The 17,248-nt window shown below is 63.9% G+C and carries 17 protein-coding genes; 8 read left to right on the top strand and 9 right to left on the bottom strand.

Going from position 1 to position 17,248, the window contains the following annotated elements; genetic code table 11:
• Positions 1-26: 26 nt before the first annotated feature.
• The 6 genes from BM136_RS13205 to BM136_RS13180 all read left to right on the top strand — a co-directional run bounded on the left by BM136_RS13205 (position 27) and on the right by BM136_RS13180 (position 7,431).
• On the top strand, positions 27-1,142 hold the full coding sequence (locus tag BM136_RS13205) for an efflux RND transporter periplasmic adaptor subunit (protein ID WP_092972256.1): 1,116 nt from the start codon (positions 27-29) through the stop codon (positions 1,140-1,142).
• Positions 1,139-4,261, top strand: coding sequence for an efflux RND transporter permease subunit (locus BM136_RS13200; RefSeq protein WP_092972255.1), 3,123 nt, complete (start codon positions 1,139-1,141; stop codon positions 4,259-4,261). The genes BM136_RS13205 and BM136_RS13200 overlap by 4 nt, the downstream gene beginning before the upstream one ends.
• Positions 4,262-4,402: 141 nt before the next feature.
• Positions 4,403-5,044 (top strand): helix-turn-helix transcriptional regulator, encoded by a 642-nt coding sequence (locus BM136_RS13195; RefSeq protein ID WP_092972254.1) that lies wholly within the window; start codon positions 4,403-4,405, stop codon positions 5,042-5,044.
• On the top strand, positions 5,041-6,018 hold the full coding sequence (locus BM136_RS13190; RefSeq protein ID WP_092972253.1) for a threo-3-hydroxy-L-aspartate ammonia-lyase: 978 nt from the start codon (positions 5,041-5,043) through the stop codon (positions 6,016-6,018). Before BM136_RS13195 ends, BM136_RS13190 begins: the two co-directional genes overlap by 4 nt.
• Positions 6,015-6,404 (top strand): RidA family protein, encoded by a 390-nt coding sequence (locus BM136_RS13185; RefSeq protein WP_092972252.1) that lies wholly within the window; start codon positions 6,015-6,017, stop codon positions 6,402-6,404. Before BM136_RS13190 ends, BM136_RS13185 begins: the two co-directional genes overlap by 4 nt.
• Positions 6,405-6,549: 145 nt before the next feature.
• Complete coding sequence (locus BM136_RS13180; protein WP_092972251.1) at positions 6,550-7,431, top strand: flagellar brake protein; 882 nt, start codon at positions 6,550-6,552, stop codon at positions 7,429-7,431.
• 4 nt (positions 7,432-7,435) lie between these two features.
• Here the strand turns inward: BM136_RS13180 and BM136_RS13175 are convergent, their stop codons facing one another.
• A complete protein-coding gene (locus tag BM136_RS13175) occupies positions 7,436-8,320 on the bottom strand; it encodes a LysR family transcriptional regulator (protein ID WP_092972250.1) in 885 nt (294 codons plus the stop codon).
• A 113-nt stretch (positions 8,321-8,433) separates the two neighbouring features.
• Between BM136_RS13175 and BM136_RS13170 the strand changes: the two genes are divergently transcribed.
• Positions 8,434-8,871: a multidrug/biocide efflux PACE transporter gene (locus BM136_RS13170; RefSeq protein WP_092972249.1), complete on the top strand. Its 438-nt coding sequence runs from the start codon at positions 8,434-8,436 to the stop codon at positions 8,869-8,871.
• 114 nt (positions 8,872-8,985) lie between these two features.
• Positions 8,986-9,627, top strand: coding sequence for a helix-turn-helix transcriptional regulator (locus tag BM136_RS13165; RefSeq protein ID WP_092972248.1), 642 nt, complete (start codon positions 8,986-8,988; stop codon positions 9,625-9,627).
• 17 nt (positions 9,628-9,644) lie between these two features.
• Here the strand turns inward: BM136_RS13165 and BM136_RS13160 are convergent, their stop codons facing one another.
• The 8 genes from BM136_RS13160 to BM136_RS13125 form a co-directional block, all read right to left on the bottom strand.
• Positions 9,645-9,863 carry a DUF1059 domain-containing protein gene (locus BM136_RS13160; RefSeq protein ID WP_092972247.1) on the bottom strand — a complete coding sequence of 73 codons (219 nt, stop codon included), beginning with the start codon at positions 9,861-9,863 and terminating at the stop codon, positions 9,645-9,647.
• A gap of 137 nt (positions 9,864-10,000) precedes the next feature.
• Entirely contained in the window at positions 10,001-10,531 is a 531-nt protein-coding gene (locus tag BM136_RS13155; RefSeq protein ID WP_092972246.1) for a DUF3455 domain-containing protein, read from the bottom strand.
• A gap of 29 nt (positions 10,532-10,560) precedes the next feature.
• Positions 10,561-10,959, bottom strand: a complete 399-nt coding sequence (locus BM136_RS13150) for a DUF488 domain-containing protein (protein ID WP_024978362.1) — start codon at positions 10,957-10,959, stop codon at positions 10,561-10,563.
• Between the two features lie 54 nt (positions 10,960-11,013).
• Positions 11,014-12,042, bottom strand: coding sequence for an ABC transporter substrate-binding protein (locus tag BM136_RS13145; RefSeq protein WP_092972245.1), 1,029 nt, complete (start codon positions 12,040-12,042; stop codon positions 11,014-11,016).
• 302 nt (positions 12,043-12,344) lie between these two features.
• Complete coding sequence (locus tag BM136_RS13140; RefSeq protein WP_092972244.1) at positions 12,345-13,241, bottom strand: ABC transporter permease; 897 nt, start codon at positions 13,239-13,241, stop codon at positions 12,345-12,347.
• Positions 13,231-14,025: an ABC transporter ATP-binding protein gene (locus BM136_RS13135; RefSeq protein ID WP_092972243.1), complete on the bottom strand. Its 795-nt coding sequence runs from the start codon at positions 14,023-14,025 to the stop codon at positions 13,231-13,233. Before BM136_RS13135 ends, BM136_RS13140 begins: the two co-directional genes overlap by 11 nt.
• A gap of 54 nt (positions 14,026-14,079) precedes the next feature.
• Entirely contained in the window at positions 14,080-14,802 is a 723-nt protein-coding gene (locus BM136_RS13130; protein ID WP_024978366.1) for a GntR family transcriptional regulator, read from the bottom strand.
• A gap of 146 nt (positions 14,803-14,948) precedes the next feature.
• Positions 14,949-17,225, bottom strand: coding sequence for a nitric-oxide reductase large subunit (locus BM136_RS13125; protein ID WP_092972242.1), 2,277 nt, complete (start codon positions 17,223-17,225; stop codon positions 14,949-14,951).
• Positions 17,226-17,248: the final 23 nt, after the last annotated feature.

Genomic DNA, 17,248 nt, shown 5'->3' with positions numbered 1-17,248 from the left:
CAGTTCATCCTGTCGATGGGGCTTTCATGCTTTCGCGTCGCCTTATTACTTCTTCCGTTGTTCTTGCCTTGCCGCTCGCGCTGAGCGCTTGCGGCGAAAAAGCCCCCGCTGACCCACGCACCCAGGCGCCTCTGGTGCGCGCGGCGTTTGTTCGGCCTGTGGCGTCTGCATCGCGCTCGTTCACGGGCGTGGTGGCTGCGAGGGTGCAGAGCGACCTCGGGTTCCGCGTGTCCGGCAAGGTGCTGGAGCGGCTGGTGGACGCGGGGCAACCCGTCAAGCGCGGCCAGCCGCTCATGCGCATCGATCCTGTGGATCTGAAGCTGGCCGCGCACGCACAGCAAGAAGCCGTGGCCGCCGCCCGGGCACGCGCGCAACAGACGGCGGAAGACGAAGCGCGCTACCGCGACTTGCGTGGCACTGGCGCGATTTCCGCCTCCGCCTATGACCAGGCCAAGGCCGCCGCGGATGCCGCAAAAGCGCAACTGAGCGCCGCTGAAGCGCAGGCTGACGTAGCGCGCAACGCCAGCCGCTATGCAGAACTCGTTGCCGATGGCGATGGCGTGGTCATGGAAACGCTGGCCGAGCCGGGCCAAGTGGTGAATGCCGGACAGGCGGTGGTGCGCTTGGCCCATGCCGGGCGCCGTGAAGCGGTGGTTCAGTTGCCGGAAACGTTGCGGCCGGCAATCGGCTCAGTCGCACAAGCCACGTTGTTCGGCAAGGAAAGCGATGGCACGCCCGCCAAGCTCCGACAGTTGTCGGATGCAGCCGATCGGCTCACCCGCACGTACGAAGCGCGTTATGTGCTGGATGGCGAACTGGCAAATGCGCCGCTTGGTGCGACCGTCACGATCCAGATTCCTGAGCGGCTGGCCACAGCGCAAGGCGATCTACAGGTACCGCTAGGTGCGGTGTTTGATACCGGCAAGGGTCCCGGTGTTTGGGTCATTCAGGGGGACCCTGCCAAGGTGTCGTGGCGTTCCATCACCATCGTGCGCCTTGGGGACGAAGGCGCAAGCGTTGCCGGCCAGATCAAACAAGGCGAGCGGATCGTCGCGTTAGGCGCACAACTGCTGCGTGAGGGCCAGCAAGTCCGCGTGGCCGGGCAGGGCACCGGCACTGCCATCGCGGGAGTGCGACTGTGAGCCCGGGCCGCTTCAACCTATCGGCGCTTGCCGTGCGCGAGCGTGCCGTCACGCTGTTTCTCATCTGCCTGATCTCGCTGGCGGGGCTCATTTCCTTCTTCAAACTGGGCCGTGCGGAAGACCCGGCGTTTACGGTCAAGGTGATGAACATCGTGACCGTGTGGCCGGGTGCTACCGCGCAGGAAATGCAGGACCAGGTGGCTGAGAAGATCGAAAAGCGCATGCAGGAGCTGCGCTGGTACGACCGCACAGAAACGTACACGCGCCCGGGCCTGGCGTTCACCACGTTGACCTTGCTCGACACCACGCCGCCGTCGGAAGTGCAGGAGGAGTTTTACCAAGCGCGCAAGAAGGTTAGCGACGAGGTGGGCAACCTGCCGTCGGGCGTGATCGGGCCGATCGTCAATGACGAATATTCGGACGTGACCTTTGCCCTGTTTGCGCTCAAGGCGCAGGGCGAGCCGCAACGTGCGCTCGTGCGCGATGCAGAGACGCAGCGGCAGCGCTTGCTGCACGTGCCCGGCGTGAAGAAAGTCAACATCATCGGCGAGCAGTCCGAGCGCATCTACGTTGAGTTTTCGCATGACCGGCTGGCAACGCTGGGCGTGAGCCCGCAAGATGTGTTTGCTGCGCTCAACAGCCAGAATGCGTTGACGGCCGCCGGCTCGGTGGAAACCAAAGGGCCGCAGGTGTTCGTCCGCCTGGATGGCGCGTTCGATGAACTGCAAAAGATTCGCGATACGCCGGTGGTTTCGCAAGGCCGTACGTTAAAGCTCTCGGACATCGCCACCGTCAAGCGCGGTTATGAAGACCCCGCCACGTTCATGGTGCGCAATGGTGGGCAGCCCGCCCTGCTGCTGGGCATCGTCATGCGCGACGGATGGAACGGGCTCGATTTGGGCAAGGCGCTCGACAAGGAAATCGGCGCAATCAATGCGGACATGCCGCTCGGCATGAGCCTGACCAAGGTGACGGATCAGGCGGTCAACATCGCCGCGTCCGTTGATGAGTTCATGCTCAAGTTCTTTGTCGCGCTGCTGGTGGTCATGGTGGTGAGCTTTGTCAGCATGGGCTGGCGTGCAGGCCTTGTGGTGGCCGCAGCCGTGCCGCTGACGCTCGCCGTGGTGTTTGTGGTGATGGCCGCGACAGGCAAGAACTTCGATCGCATCACCCTCGGCTCCTTGATTTTGGCACTGGGTTTGTTGGTGGACGACGCCATCATCGCCATCGAAATGATGGTGGTGAAGATGGAAGAGGGTTACAGCCGCGTGGCCGCTTCGGCCTATGCGTGGAGCCACACAGCCGCGCCCATGCTCTCGGGCACGCTGGTGACGGCTGTCGGCTTCATGCCCAACGGCTTTGCACGCTCCACGGCGGGTGAGTACACCAGCAACATGTTCTGGATCGTCGGCATTGCGCTGATTGCGTCGTGGGTGGTTGCGGTCGTGTTCACGCCTTACCTGGGTGTGAAGATGCTGCCCGACTTCAAGAAGGTCGAAGGTGGTCACGCTGCCATTTACGACACGCCGCGCTACAACCGCTTCCGCGCGTTGCTCGGGCGAGTGATCGCGCGGAAATGGCTGGTGGCGGGGGCGGTGGTCGGGCTCTTCGTGCTGGCCATTGTGGGCATGGCGGTGGTCAAGAAGCAGTTCTTCCCGATTTCGGATCGGCCCGAAGTGCTGGTCGAGGTGCAGATGCCCTACGGCACGTCGATCAACCAGACCGACGCAGCGACTGCAAAAATTGAAGGCTGGCTCGCCAAACAGCAGGAAGCCAAGATCGTGACGGCTTACATCGGCCAGGGTGCACCGCGTTTCTATCTTGCCATGGGGCCGGAGCTGCCGGATCCGTCGTTCGCCAAGATCGTGATCCGCACCGACAGCCAGGAAGAGCGTGACGCGCTGAAGCTGCGCTTGCGCCAGGCCGTTGCAGATGGCCTCGCTCCCGAGGCGCGCGTGCGTGTTACGCAGCTCGTGTTCGGTCCGTATTCGCCGTTCCCCGTGGCTTACCGCGTGACCGGTCCGGATGCGGAAACGTTGCGCCGCATCGCGGCCGATGTGCGGCAGGTCATGGACGCCAGCCCGATGATGCGCACGGTCAATACGGACTGGGGCATGCGTGTGCCCACGCTGCATTTCACCTTGCAGCAAGACCGTCTCCAGGCCGTGGGCCTGACCTCCAGTGCCGTCGCGCAGCAACTGCAATTCCTGCTCAACGGCGTTCCGGTGACGGCGGTGCGCGAAGACATCCGCACCGTGCAGGTGACCGCGCGCTCGGCTGGCAACGTGCGGCTCGACCCGGCCAAGATCGCAGACTTCACACTGGCTGGTGCCAACGGGCAGCGCATTCCGCTCTCGCAGATCGGCAAGATCGATGTGCGCATGGAAGAGCCGATCATCCGCCGGCGCGACCGCATGCCGACCATCACGGTGCGCGGCGATATTGCAGACGGTCTGCAACCGCCCGATGTGTCGACCGCCATCAGCAAGCAGCTTCAGCCCATCATCGAGAAACTGCCGAGCGGATACCGCATTGAGCAAGCGGGCTCCATCGAAGAGTCGGGCAAGGCAACGAAGGCCATGCTGCCGCTGTTCCCCATCATGCTGGCGGTGACCCTGCTGATTCTCATCTTCCAGGTGCGATCGATTCCGGCGATGGTCATGGTGTTCCTGACCAGTCCGCTGGGGTTGATTGGCGTGGTCCCGACCTTGATCCTGTTTGGGCAGCCATTTGGCATCAACGCGCTGGTTGGCCTGATTGCGTTGTCGGGCATCTTGATGCGCAACACATTGATCCTGATCGGGCAGATTCAGCACAACAAGAGCGAAGGACTGGACCCGTTCCGGGCCGTGGTGGAAGCGACGGTCCAACGTGCCCGCCCGGTGATTCTCACGGCGCTGGCCGCTATCCTGGCCTTCATCCCGCTAACCCATTCGGTGTTCTGGGGTGCGCTCGCTTACACGCTGATCGGCGGAACGTTCGCGGGCACGATCCTGACCCTGGTGTTCCTGCCGGCGATGTACTCGATCTGGTTCAGGATCCGGCCTGGCAACGCGGCCGAGGCGCAGCACGCATCTCACGAAACGGCGCAGCCCCCGGGCCAACTGGTGCCTGAGTAGTCTTTCTTCGCCTGCCCCAGTTACCTCCGTTCTCTCTCGACCTTCGGGCAGGCGTTTTTTTTCTCGCGGGGAGCCGCACGCCGTCATGGCGGCTCCCATGGTGTTGACGAAATGTCAGGAATTGACGTATCGTCAACGCCCATGAAGTCCATCGAAGAAAACCGCCTTCTGCTGCGCGAAGGCCGCAAGATCGTCGAGGCGCTAGGCAACACGCTGGCGCCGCTGGTGGAAGTCGTCCTGCACGACCTGACCGATCCGGATCATTCCGTCGTCGCCATCGCCAATAACCTGTCCGGCCGCCAAGTGGGCGACGCCGTGACCGAGCTGGGACTCGCACGCCTTGCCGATCCGGACTTCCCGGAAGTCATTGAAAACTACGCCAACCGGTTTCCCGACGGGCGCCCGGCCAAGAGCACGTCGATCGGCCTGAAGAACAGCCGTGGGCAATATGTCGCGGCCATCTGCCTGAACATGGACGTCTCCATGTTGAACGCCGTGACAACCGGCCTTACGCAACTGATGCGCGTTGATGTGGCCGCGCCGCCGGTGCCCGAATCGTTGGCGCCACGCCGTGTGGAAGACGTGCGCGTCGCGCTGGAACAGTTTGCCGCCGCACGCAACACCACACCCATGGCCATGACGCTCGACCAGCGCCGCGAAGCCATGCGAGAACTGGCCGCCAGCGGCCTATTGAACTTGCGCCGTGCGCTGACCGAAGTCGCGCAGACCCTCGGCGTGGCGCGCTCAACCGTCTACACCTACCTTCCCGAGAACCTCGCATGAGCCTGCCCATTTCCTACGACGACGTTGTTGCCGCCCACGCGCGTTTGCAAGGCGTTGCCCACAAGACGCCCGTGTTGACGTCAGCAACCGCCAATGCCATGACTGGCGCCGAGCTGTTCTTCAAGGCCGAGAGCTTCCAGCGCATGGGTGCGTTCAAGTTTCGCGGCGCGTACAACGCGCTGTCGCAATTCACGCCGGAGCAGCGCAAGGCGGGCGTCATCACGTTTTCGTCTGGCAACCACGCGCAGGCGATTGCACTGTCGGCCAGCCTGCTGGGCATGCGTGCTGTCATCGTCATGCCCAAGGACGCGCCCGTCGTGAAGGTGGAAGCCACGCGCGGCTACGGCGGAGAGGTGGTGTTCTTCGACCGCTACACCGAAGACCGCGAAGCCATCGGCCGCCGGCTGGCCGAAGAACATGGCCTCACGCTGATCCCGCCATATGACCACCCGCACGTGATGGCCGGGCAAGGCACGGCGGCCAAGGAACTGATCGAAGAGGTCGGCCCGCTCGATGTGCTGCTGGCCCCGCTGGGCGGCGGCGGCCTGCTCTCGGGTTGCGCCACGGCGGCGCGCGCGCTGAACCCCGCGTGCAAGATCTTTGGCGTGGAGCCCGAGGCTGGCAACGACGGCCAGCAGAGCTTTCGCAAGGGCGAGATCGTCCATATCGATACGCCCAAGACGCTGGCCGATGGCGCGCAGACGCAGCACCTGGGCAACTACACGTTTGCCGTGATTCGCGAGTTGGTCGACGACATCGTGACCGTGAGCGATGGGGAACTGGTGAGCGCCATGCAATTCTTCGCCAGCCGAATGAAGGCGGTGGTTGAGCCCACCGGCTGTCTGGCCGCCGCAGCCGCACTCACCGGCAAGGTCGACGTGCATGGCAAGCGCGTCGGCGTGATTCTGTCGGGCGGCAATGTCGACTTGCAGCACTTCGCCAGGCTGGTGCTGGGGGCGGAGGTGGCCAAATGAGCAATGCGCGCTACCTGAACGCGCCGGCGTTGCGTCCGCCTGCGGGGCACTACTCGCACGCAGTCTGCGCCAATGGTTTCGTGTTCGTGGCAGGGCAGATTCCAGTCACGCCGGCAGGCGAAAAGCTCGTTGATGCGCCATTCGAGACGCAGGTGCGCCAAGTGCTGTCCAATCTTGACGCCGTGCTTGCCGCGGCCGGCACTCACCGCTCGCGCCTCGTGCAGGTGCGCGTGTATGTGACCGACATGGAAACGCACTGGCCGGCGTTCGATGCGCTGTATCGGGCGTGGATCGGCGAACTGCGGCCTGCACGCGCCGTGGTGCCCGTGCCCACGCTGCATTACGGTCTGGCGGTTGAAATCGAGGCGACGGCACTGGCGGTGTGATGCAAACGCTTCTCGTTGATGTGCGTCAGGCAGGCAGGGTTCGCGCGAGTTGATCTCCGGCCGTTTGCCCGCCATTGTTGCAAAATGGCCGGTATGCCTGCCGGGGCATATGCCCGGCCCAGACGCACAGATCCATCGCCCCCTCATGACCCAACCAAAAACGCGGCAGCTTACCCAGGAAGACGTGCCGGTCGGCCAGCCGCTGCCGTTCCCGCTGGCCGACAGCGCAGGTCACCTGTTGTTGCCCGTCGGCGCCGTGGTGCCGGATGCCGAAGACGTGCGCCTGCTGTTTCATCATGGTCCCGTGCTGGCGTTGGACGAAAGCAGTGGCGTTGCTCCCCCCGCGCCCGCCGCCCCGGCTGAGACGAAGCCCCGCCTTGGGGCAACGGGCCTGGGCGTCGGCACCGTTCTGCAGGTGCAGGAGAAATCTGCCCCGCTGCGGGGGCTGCTGCCGTGTCGACTGATCGGCTATATCGAAGGTGAAGCGGTGTTCGTCACGCAGCCGGCCGACGGCAAGCGCACGCTGCGTCCGGAGGTACGGGACATTCTCTTGTTGCGCGGGTTCTCGGGCCGCGCGGTCGTCACCATGATGTGCAGCGTGGTATCGGTGGGGCAGTTTCCCTCACCGTATCTGGTGCTGTCTGCGCCGATCAAGATGCAGAAGATGCCGTTGCGCCGTGCCAAGCGCGTGCAAGTACGGATCGGTGCCCGCTTGCGCCCCGAAGGGCAGGCGGCATCAGCGGCAGATCGTGTGGCGGTGATCCGCGACATCTGCCTGAATGGTGCACTTGTGCAAAGTGCCAGCGCGGCGTTTCAGCCCGGCGACCGGCTGGCTCTCGATTTCAGTGCTTACGTCGATGGACAGTTGGAGTCGTTCTCGCTGACGGGCCGCGTGGCGAGCGGGTCGCCCGCGCTGGGGGCGCCTGCCTCTGCGTTTCCGTCATTTGGCATGGAGTTTTCGCTGTCGAAAGAGCAGACGGCGCAGCTTTCGCATCTGATCATCGACCGGCTCGACGAAAACGCGTGAGCCCCTAGCCCGCCAGCATCGTCTCCAGCAGCCACGCGCCTGCCTGCCCAAGCGTGCGATTGCGTGACCATACCGCGTCGACTGGCACCAGGCGGGGCCAGCCGCGCGCACGCACTTCATGCAACCGGTCTGCCGCAAAGTGATCCACCAGCCAGCGCGGCAGCTCCGTCCAGCCGAAGCCCAGCACCGCCATTTCAAGCAGCATCAGATAGCTCGGCGCAGACCATCGGCGAGCGCTGCGCACGGGCACTGCGTCGGCACGCGGCCCAGCCCTGTCGACGAAGGTGTTCAGCCGCAGTTCGCGTGCCTCGCGCAGGATTGCGTGTGGCACTTCCTCGTCGCCATATCGGGCGAGCGGGTGCTGCAGCCCGACGAACAGTCCGATCTCCGATTGCTCTGCAATGGTTGCCCATCCAACGTCGGCCGGATAGGCCGCCTGCGCGGCCACCAGGCCGATCTGGGCGCGGCCCAACTGGATGATGTCGACCACGTCTTCGTGTTCGGCGATCAGGCATTCGAGTTCGAGGTCGGGGTAGCGCTGCTCAAGCGTGGCGAGCGTTTGTTCATAGCGGTCGGACTGGTAAGTGTCTGACACCACGAGCGTCAGGCGCGCTTCCAGGCCGCCAGCCATCTGCGCGGCCAGGCGGTCCATCTGCGCGCTGGCCTCAAGCACGCGACGCACTTGCGTGAACATGGCACGGCCCGCCTCGGTCAGCGTCGGCTGACGCGTGCTGCGGTCGAATAGCGTCAGGCCAAGATCGATCTCCAGATTGGCGATTGCCTCGCTGATGGTGGATTGCCGCTTGCCCAGTTTGCGGGCCGCCGCCGAGAACGAACCCAGCGTGGCGGCTTCGGCAAAGGCGAGCAGGGCTTCCGGGGAGTGGCGCATCGGAACCTCAGAGGGGGGATTTCCTATCAATGTATCGGAAAAACCGATGATACGAAACTGGATAAAGCGGCTTACACCGATGAAAATGACGTCTGCTTTTGGAGGTAATCGCAATGCAAGTCTCATACAAAACGCCAGCCGAGCGTCTCGTACATGCGCTGACGTTCGAGCTGATTGCCATGCTCATCTGCGCGCCCCTGTTTAGTTGGCTGATGGATTTGCCGTTGGCTGAAATGGGTGTCATGACCCTCATGTTTGCCGCGGTGGCAATGGTATGGAACATGGTGTTCAACGCCATCTTCGAACGCGTGGAGCGTCGCTACCGGCTTTCGCGCACCGTGATCCTGCGGGTGGTGCATGCCTGTTTGTTCGAAGGCGGGCTGGTCTTGATGCTGGTGCCGCTGGCCGCCTGGTGGCTGGACGTGGGCCTGTGGGAAGCCTTTGTGCTCGACGTCGGCATCATGCTGCTGTTCCTGCCGTACACGTTCTGTTTCAACCTCGCGTACGACCATCTGCGCGCACGCTGGATGTCGCGCCGCGCGCTGGCCTGAGGCGCAGGCTGGCCTAGGGCAAAAGGAGCAGTGCAGGAGGTGACGCGCTTCCTATAATGAAGTCCCTTTCCAGACGGGCGCAGCGGTCGCAAGCCGCTGCGCCCGTATTGCCTTATGCCGCGTCTTCTGACCACGTCACCTCATGCCTCGGCAACCGTGCTGCGCCACTGCTACGTAGCGGCCTGCGCAGGCGATGCCGTGGGCGTGATGAACGTGCTGCGCGACGCGTGCGGCGCAGACCATGCTGCGGCAATGATCCGGTGGCGCGTCGATAGAAGGTGGCACTGGGTGGCATCGCGTGGCGCGCGCGCGGCTGACATGCTGCTGCATGCAGTGCGCGGTGATGGCGTCGATTCGTGGCCTGTGGCCGATGCCGAAGTGCGCGGCGCGGTGTGGCTCGATTACTGCAAGTCGGGCGTGCCGCAACCCATGCGGCACGGTGCGGCACCACAAGCCTTGTTGCCGCACTTTGCGCAAGCCCTGCCGTTGTGCTGGCAACGCGTTGCGGCACGCACAGGGTTCTCGCCTGCGCAGCCGGCGAGCCTGTGGCTGACCGATGCATTCCACCTGACGCGCCGCGAAGCCGATGTGGCCGATCTGCTCGCAAGCGGCTCCGACCCAGCCTGTATTGCCCGCACGCTAGGCATTTCACTCGACACGGTGCGCACGCACCTCAAGCACGTCTATCGCAAGACCAACACGCACAGCCAGTGTGATGTGGTGCGGCTGATGCTGGCGCTGTCGGCGCGTCGGTAGGGGCGGCCGCGTTTTGATCAGGCAGCGGCCATCTTTGGTGGCGCTACGGCGGGGGTGCCGTCCTGGAAAAGGGTTTGCAGTTGCGCCCGCAACTCGGGCGAATCGGTGTGCTTGTGCACGGAAACGGCATGCTGCACTGCAGCCTCCAGCAGTTCGGCATCGCTGTCGGCGCTGATGGCGACCGAGCAGTTGTTCTCGCTGGGGAAGGCGCGGCAGTCGATGTAGCGGCGGCCCATGGCGTGCTCCTCGAATGACAAATGACGACGGCGCGACGCGGTGAACCACCGGTCGTGCGTCTCTTCGTTATAGGGTTGCCAAGGAAGCCCGTCGTCCCCCGTATGGGGTAGCGGCACCGATCTCTGAGAGCGGCGCGTCAGTCGAGGAAGACGTATTGCGCCAGGTACGGGCTGCGGCCTTCCTGGCCTTCTTCCGTGCAGGGCTGTGCGGGTGCGATGCCGCCGTGGGTCTGCAGCCGCTGCACGTAGCGCACACCGCTCAACAGGCCCGCGCCGCCAACCTTGGTGGCTTGCAACAGCAGCAGCTGAACGGCACCGGCTTCCGAGGTGTTTGGCGCTTGCTGCAAGACTTTCCCCGTGATCTTGCTGCCGTCTGGGGCTTCCCAGCTTGGGCCTGCTCCGTGTTTGATGACGAGCTTGCCGCTGGCATCGTAAAGCTCCGCCAGTGGCGCCTTGAAGGCCCACGCGGGAGGCTTGTCGCCGTCGCGCTTGCAAACGTAGATCTGCACCCCCGTGGCCGATAGCGTGGCGACGATGTGGTGTGCATCGGCTGGCTGGAGCGCGGCGGGCGCACTCTGCGCCATGACTGTCTGCGCGCTGGTCATTGCCAGTGCGAGCAGAAGGGCAGATGCGGTGCGGTGACGAAGCGTTCGGGGCAGGCTGGTCATGGTCTTCCTTGTGTAAGTGGCGTGCTTGTTCACGGAGCCAGCTTCGCCCCACGTTCCTTCAACAACTCGCGCAGTACCGAGCGGTGGCAATGCGCTTCATCCTCGCAATAGCAGCCGATCGACAGATGGGTCTGGTGCGAGAGCGCGGCCAGCATGTCGAGCAATCGTGCCGCATCGCCGTCGCGCATTTCGGTGCGGAAGTGGCGCACGAAGGTTTGCCAGCCCTTCTCGTCGTGCGCACTCTGTGCGGCCTGTGCCTGCTTGACGAGTTCGGGCGTGGGCGAGAGCAGCGGCATCCACACGTCGTAGAAATCGCGGCTGGCGAATTCTTCCTTGGGCACGCCGCGTGGCGGGCGCCGCACGGTGCCGATGCGCAAGCCTTCGTCGGGGTGACGCGGCTCCCCGAGCCGGACGATGCGTAGTGCCATGAAATGCCTCCGTGCGGATGCTGCGTGCTGCTCGTTGTGCTCAGGCGTTTCGCGTTACGAACCCTGCCGGTTCTGCACCGTCGGGAAGAAGACATCCTTCCACGACGCGGGCTTGTTCTTGAGCGTGCCCACGCGCTGCATGAATTCAGCATAGTGTGCGACGCCCACAGGCGTGGTCGTGAAGCGCGAATCCGGATCGTCCAGGATCTTCTTCACTTCGTCCGGCGAACTCTTCACCTTCGATTGCGCAATGTAGATCTGCGCCGCTTTGGTCTTGTCTTTGGCGATGAGGGCGTTGGCTTCATCCAGCGCCGCCACGAACGCCGCCGACAGCTTCGGGTTGGCCTCGTAGAACTTCTTGCTGGTGTAGGTCATGTCCAGCGTGATGTTGCCCAGCACATCGACCGTGTTGAACACGCGGTGCAGGCCGGGTGCCGCGGCCTCGGTGTACGAGAAGGGCGGCGAGGCCATGTGGCTGTTGATCTGGCTGCCGCCGGCCAGCATGACGGCGGTGGCGTCAGGGTGCGGCAGCGGCACGGTGATCGGGTCAAGCTTGTTGAACTGCTTGTCGCCGAAGGTCTTGGCGGCAGCCATTTGCAGCACCACGGCCGGCAGTGAGGTCTTGATGCCGGGCACGGCAATGCGGTCCTTGTCAGAGAAATCCGCCAGCGTCTTCACGTTCGGGTTGCGTGTCATGAGGTACATCGACGACGAACTCAGCGACGACAGTCCGCGCACTTCCATCGCGCTGCCGCGCGTCTTGTCCCACAGCGTGAGGAAGCCTGGCACGCCCAGCGAGGCGATGTCCAGCGCGCCCGAGAGCATGGCGTCGTTGATGACGTTGCCGCCGTCCAGGATGCGATAGCTGACTTTGACGTCGCCCAGGCCGGCGGCCTTGGCTTGCTTCTCCAGCAGGTGTTCGCTCGCCATCACCATGATGGGCAGGTAGAGGATGCCGTAGCCGTGGGAGATGCGGACTTCGCTGGCTTCGGCATGCGCGGTGCTGACGGCGCCGGCCAGGAGCGATGCTGCCAGCGTGGCGGCGATTGTCAGGCGGAGGATGGTGCGGCGGGGGTGCTGCATATGTTGTCTCCTTGTTGCTCTGTTGGTCTTTATGCTTGTTGGTGGTGTATCCCTTGTTTCACCCCCTGCCGGGGGCGACTCACTTTCTTTGTCTTGCCAAAGAAAGTAAGCAAAGAAAGGCGCGCCCGAGATGGCGACTTCCCCTTGGATTTCTGTAACCGGGCGGGGAAGGAGGCAAACTCGCTGCGCTCAAACAGGCCTCCTTCCTTTATCCGCCCGCCCACAGAAATCCAAGACACCATCTAGGGCAGGGTACGGCCAAACCGGTGGTGTGCTGGCGGTGGCGCAACGGGTTGCCTGGTTTAGTTCTGCATGCCCCAGCGTTTGACGGTGCGTGCCTCCAGCGTGCGGAACACCAAGTTCTCTACCAGCAGGCCGATGATGATCACCGTCAGCAGGCCGGCGAACACTTCAGGAATTTGCAGTTGGTTCTTGTTCTCGTAGATGTACCAGCCGAGGCCGCCCTGGCCGGAGCTGACGCCAAACACCAGTTCCGAGGCGATCAACGTGCGCCATGCGAAGGCCCAGCCGATCTTCAGGCCCGTGAGGATGGATGGGAACGCCGCCGGGATCAGGATCTTGGTCAGATACCCCATGCCCGAGAGCCCGTAGTTGCGGCCCACCATGCGCAGCGTGTTCGATACCGACAGGAAGCCTGCATGCGTGTTGAGCGACACCGCCCACACCACGGAGTGCACGATCACGAAGATCAGGCTGCCGTTGCCCAGGCCAAACCACACGAGCGCGATCGGCAGCAGGGCGATGGCCGGCAGCGGGTTGAACATGGCGGTGAGCGTTTCCAGGAAGTCCTGCCCGAGCCGATTGCTGATACCCAGAACCACCAGTGCACACGACAGCGCCAGGCCCAGCGCATAGCCCGCCAGCAGCGTTTGCATCGACGTGCCGATGCGAGCAAACAGTGTGCCGCTGGCCAGCCCTGCCCACAGCGCCTGCACGGTATCGGAGAAGGTCGGCAGCAGCAGCGGGTTGTCGAGCCAGCGCGCACCGCCTTCCCACACGAGTGCGAGCACGACGAGGATGACGAGCTTGCGCAGCCATGCCTGCTCGTACAGGCGTTCAGCAATGGAGAGCGGTTTTTCCACCACGCCGATGCGCTCGAACGCCACGGGCGTGCTGTAGACGGGCGCGCGGTTGCTGATGTCGGTGGTGGCCGGCATGGATAGGGTTTCAGTCTGCATGGGTTTCCTCCACCGTGCGGGCGAACAGCATGTCGTGGATCTCGGCTTCGAGGGTCTTGAAGCGCTCAGGGTCATCATCGCCGCGCGCGAGGCTCGGCAGTTCGGCGCGCACTTGCCCGGGATGCGGCGAGAGAATCAGGATGCGGCTGCCGCAGCGGATCGCCTCCGGAATCGAGTGCGTGACAAACAGCACGGTGAAGCGTGTTTCATCCCACAGCTGCAGTAACTCGTCTTGCATCTTGCGGCGCGTAAGCGCGTCGAGCGCTGCGAAGGGCTCGTCCATCAGCAGCACGTCGGGTTCCATGGCCATGCCGCGGGCGATGGCTACGCGTTGCTTCATCCCGCCCGACAGCATGTGCGGGTGGTGGTCGGCAAACTTGGTGAGGTTGACCTTGTTGATGTAGTGCAGGGCACGTTCTTCGGCTTCGCGCGCTCCCAGCTTGCCCGTGGAGAGCAGCGGGAAAAGCACGTTCTCTTTCACCGTCTTCCACGGCAGGAGCTGGTCGAACTCCTGGAACACCATCATGCGATCCGGGCCAGGCTTGGTCACGGGCTGGCCCTTCAGGCGGATCTCGCCTTCGGTGGGCGTGAGGTAGCCGCCGATGGCCTTGAGCAATGTCGATTTACCGCAGCCCGATGGGCCCAGCAGGATGTAGCGCTCGCCGGGGTAGACCTGAAAGTCGACGCGGTAGGTGGCCGTCACCAGATACTGGCGTGTCTTGTACTGCAGCGTGACGCCGCGCACATCCAGCAGCGGTGGGGCCGTCGATGAGTTGGCCTGCATGATGTTGTCTCCTGTGTGTGTTTTTTGTCGGTATGGATTGCAGCGTCTCGGGCGTTACCGGATATCCACGTGGTACCGGAAGTGCGCCGCCGCCCCGCGTGAGCGCCGCCATTCAAGCGGCACCCGGTCGTAGCCGCGCGCAACGCGTTCGATGACCATCACCGGATCGCCGGGCTGGATGCGCAAGAGCCGCGCATACGTTGCGTTGACGGCCTCGGCGGTGAGCGTTTCTTCGGCGCTGGCGATGATCTGGCCGCAGTGGGATTCGTACAGCGGATACAGCAGGTCGCCAAACGCGTCGAGTTCCAGCGTGGCGAGCGGCGCGAAACGGTCGTACGGCAACCAGATTTCTTCGGCGAGCATTGGCGCGCCATCCAGCAGGCGCAGCCGGGTCAGGCGAATGACCGGTGAGCCGGTCTCAATCTGCAGACCCGCAGCCGGCGCCGACGGCGCATCGAGCACGTCGCGCTTGAGGATGCGGCTCTCGGGAATGCGCCGCTCGCCGCTTTCACTCTGGAAGCGGAAGAAGCGGAACAAGGAACTGGCAAAGCTGGCACGCCGCACGAAGGTGCCACGGCCCTGGAAGCGTTCGAGCAGCCCTTCGGCCACCAATACGTCGACGGCTTTGCGGACGGTGCCGACCGCCACGTTGTACGTCTTGGCAAGCTCGGCTTCGGTCGGGATGGCGTCGCCCGGGCGCCAATGCTGCTGGGCGATCTGCGCGGCCAGATCGTCACGCAGTTGCTGATAGCGGGGCAGGCGGAGATCGGCGGGCATGGGGTATCAGAAGTGGTCAACTATTCATCTATATGACTCGTCATTGTAGGGAGCTTGCGAGCGGCAGGCATTACAGGAAAACCCGCAGGGCCCGGTCGAATCGACACGGGCCCTGCGGGTTTTTGAGAGAACAGCTGGCTTAAGAATTAACGCGTGGCGCGAGCCGAAGCCGGCAGCGGCTCGGTCTGTTGTGCCTTCGGACGGCGCAGCAGCCGCAGCGCATACCAAGCCAGCACAAGCGCACCGATGGCGAACACGATGTCACCCGGCACACGCAGCCAGACCAGCGTTTCCATCACTTTCGAGTGCACCACCTCCGGCGAACGGGCGTACCACATGCCCTTGGTGACGCTGGCCCAGGCCTGGTAGATACCGGCTGGCAACAGCGACATGAACACCATCATTGCCAGGCCGATGTTCAGGCCCCAGAACGCGGGCTTGAGCAGGCGATCGGCATGCAGGCTGCGCGCATACAGGCCGCGCAGGCAGAACAGCATCAAGCCGATACCGAGCATGCCGTACACCCCGAACAGTGCCGCGTGCCCGTGGGCGGCCGTCATGTTCAGACCCTGCACGTAGTACAGCGAAGCCGGCGGGTTGATGGCGAAGCCGAGCAGGCCCGCACCGACGGTGTTCCAGAAGCCCACGGCCACGAAGCACAGCACGGGCCACTTGTAGGCGTTGAGCCACGGCGTGCCTTGCGTGCGACGATAGTTCTGCAGCGCTTCGAGCCCGATCAGCGAAAGCGGTACCACTTCCAGCGCAGAGAACACTGCACCCACCGAGATGATCGAGGTCGGTGTCCCCGTGAAGTACAGGTGATGCAGCGTGCCCAGAATGCCGCCGAACAGGAACACGATCGTTTCAGCCACGATGGCCCGGTTGGCGCTGCTGGCGCGAATCAGGCCCAGGCGCGTGAAGATGAGCGCGATGACGGCGGTGGCGAACACTTCAAAGAAGCCCTCGACCCACAGGTGGACGAGCCACCAGCGCCAGTATTCGATCATCGAATAGTGCGTGTGTTGGCCCCACACCAGCGACGTCGAATAGAACCCGCCGATGCATGTGGCCGACAGGAACACCATGGCGATCAGCCCGCGCGATTCCGACGGCGTCTTCAGTGCCGGCCACAGGGCGCGGCCCAGCAGCACGACCCAGAACAGCAGGCCGACGAACAACAGGATTTGCCACACGCGGCCCATGCTGGTGTATTCCAGCCCTTGGTTGCCGACCCAGAAGCCGAAGTCCGCACCGCGATGTTGCAGCGTGCCGAGCCAGCCGGTGGCGATGGAGCCCACCACGATAAAGATGAGCGCCCAGAACAGCAGGTCGACGCCCAGCTTCTGGAACTTCGGTTCACGCCCCGACAGCAGCGGCGCAATGTACAGGCCCGTGGCCAGCCACGCCGTGGCAATCCACAGCACGCCCAGTTGCGTGTGCACCGTGCGGCTGATCACATACGGCAGCACCTGCGCCAGCGGAATCCCGAAGAACGATTCACCTTCCACCGCATAGTGCGCGGTAATGGCGCCCATGCCGATCTGCACCAGCATCAGGCCAATCACGGCAAAGAAGTACTTGCGCGTGGCCTTCATCGACGGCGTGGCGACCACGTTGAGGAACGGATCGGCCGGCAGCGGCGCAGCTTCCTCTTCGTGCTTGCTGCTGCCGTGCAGCCACAGCATGGCGGCAATACCGCCCAGCAGCAGCACGATGCTGACCATCGACCACATGGCGGCACCGCCGGTCATGGTGTTGCCCACGAGCGGTTCATGCGGCCAGTTGCTCGTATACGAGATGTCGGTCTCGCCTGGGCGGTCGGCAGCGGCGGCCCACGACGTCCAGAAGAAGAACGCCGCCAGGGCTTCGCGATCGGCCGCTTCCGGCAGCACGCCGGTGGCCATGGCGTATTGATCGCGCAACGTTGCCAGCGATGGATCGGTGCCGAACAGCGCCTCGAAGTGTTGCGCCACACCGCGGATGGCTTCCGCACGCTCACGCGACACGGTCAGGATGTCGTGATTTGCGTCGTACGTATTGCGGCGCATTTCTTCTTTCACGCTGGCGTCGACGGCGGCTTGCTGCACGGTCGTCAACGGTGCATCGGTATCGAACTGCTGATGCGCGCGGATGGCTTGCAGCGCCGTGGCTTCACGGTGAAGCCAATCGGCAGACCAGTCAGGTGCAACGTAGCTACCGTGGCCCCAGACGGTGCCAAGCTGCTGGCCGCCGGCTGCCAGCCAGGCTTCCTGGCCGCGCTGGATTTGTTCGCCGGTAAAGAGCACCTCGCCCACAGAGGTGACAACGGCATGCGGAATCGGCGGTGCTGCCAGATAGATCTGCCGGCCCAGATAGCCCAATGCTCCGAACGACAGGATGAAGATCAGGCCGAGCCACCGCCACAGCCTTTGGTTGTTTTTCATGACAAGGTTCCTTGCAGGATGCG

The sequence above is a fragment of the Ralstonia sp. NFACC01 genome (genome assembly GCF_900115545.1).
Classification (GTDB): Bacteria; Pseudomonadota; Gammaproteobacteria; order Burkholderiales; family Burkholderiaceae; genus Ralstonia; species Ralstonia mojiangensis.
Note: the sequence above shows the minus strand (reverse complement) of the source record. Positions and strands in the feature narration are given on the sequence as shown.

Excerpts from the sequence above, each read along its gene's own strand:
- BM136_RS13205 (WP_092972256.1), top strand. The coding sequence starts at position 27 with ATGCTTTCGCGTCGCCTTATTACTTCTTCCGTTGTTCTTGCCTTGCCG.
- BM136_RS13195 (WP_092972254.1), top strand. The coding sequence starts at position 4,403 with ATGAAGTCCATCGAAGAAAACCGCCTTCTGCTGCGCGAAGGCCGCAAG.
- BM136_RS13190 (WP_092972253.1), top strand. The coding sequence starts at position 5,041 with ATGAGCCTGCCCATTTCCTACGACGACGTTGTTGCCGCCCACGCGCGT.
- BM136_RS13185 (WP_092972252.1), top strand. The coding sequence starts at position 6,015 with ATGAGCAATGCGCGCTACCTGAACGCGCCGGCGTTGCGTCCGCCTGCG.
- BM136_RS13180 (WP_092972251.1), top strand. The coding sequence starts at position 6,550 with ATGACCCAACCAAAAACGCGGCAGCTTACCCAGGAAGACGTGCCGGTC.
- BM136_RS13175 (WP_092972250.1), bottom strand. The coding sequence starts at position 8,320 with ATGCGCCACTCCCCGGAAGCCCTGCTCGCCTTTGCCGAAGCCGCCACG.
- BM136_RS13170 (WP_092972249.1), top strand. The coding sequence starts at position 8,434 with ATGCAAGTCTCATACAAAACGCCAGCCGAGCGTCTCGTACATGCGCTG.
- BM136_RS13165 (WP_092972248.1), top strand. The coding sequence starts at position 8,986 with ATGCCGCGTCTTCTGACCACGTCACCTCATGCCTCGGCAACCGTGCTG.
- BM136_RS13160 (WP_092972247.1), bottom strand. The coding sequence starts at position 9,863 with ATGGGCCGCCGCTACATCGACTGCCGCGCCTTCCCCAGCGAGAACAAC.
- BM136_RS13155 (WP_092972246.1), bottom strand. The coding sequence starts at position 10,531 with ATGACCAGCCTGCCCCGAACGCTTCGTCACCGCACCGCATCTGCCCTT.
- BM136_RS13150 (WP_024978362.1), bottom strand. The coding sequence starts at position 10,959 with ATGGCACTACGCATCGTCCGGCTCGGGGAGCCGCGTCACCCCGACGAA.
- BM136_RS13145 (WP_092972245.1), bottom strand. The coding sequence starts at position 12,042 with ATGCAGCACCCCCGCCGCACCATCCTCCGCCTGACAATCGCCGCCACG.
- BM136_RS13140 (WP_092972244.1), bottom strand. The coding sequence starts at position 13,241 with ATGCAGACTGAAACCCTATCCATGCCGGCCACCACCGACATCAGCAAC.
- BM136_RS13135 (WP_092972243.1), bottom strand. The coding sequence starts at position 14,025 with ATGCAGGCCAACTCATCGACGGCCCCACCGCTGCTGGATGTGCGCGGC.
- BM136_RS13130 (WP_024978366.1), bottom strand. The coding sequence starts at position 14,802 with ATGCCCGCCGATCTCCGCCTGCCCCGCTATCAGCAACTGCGTGACGAT.
- BM136_RS13125 (WP_092972242.1), bottom strand. The coding sequence starts at position 17,225 with ATGAAAAACAACCAAAGGCTGTGGCGGTGGCTCGGCCTGATCTTCATC.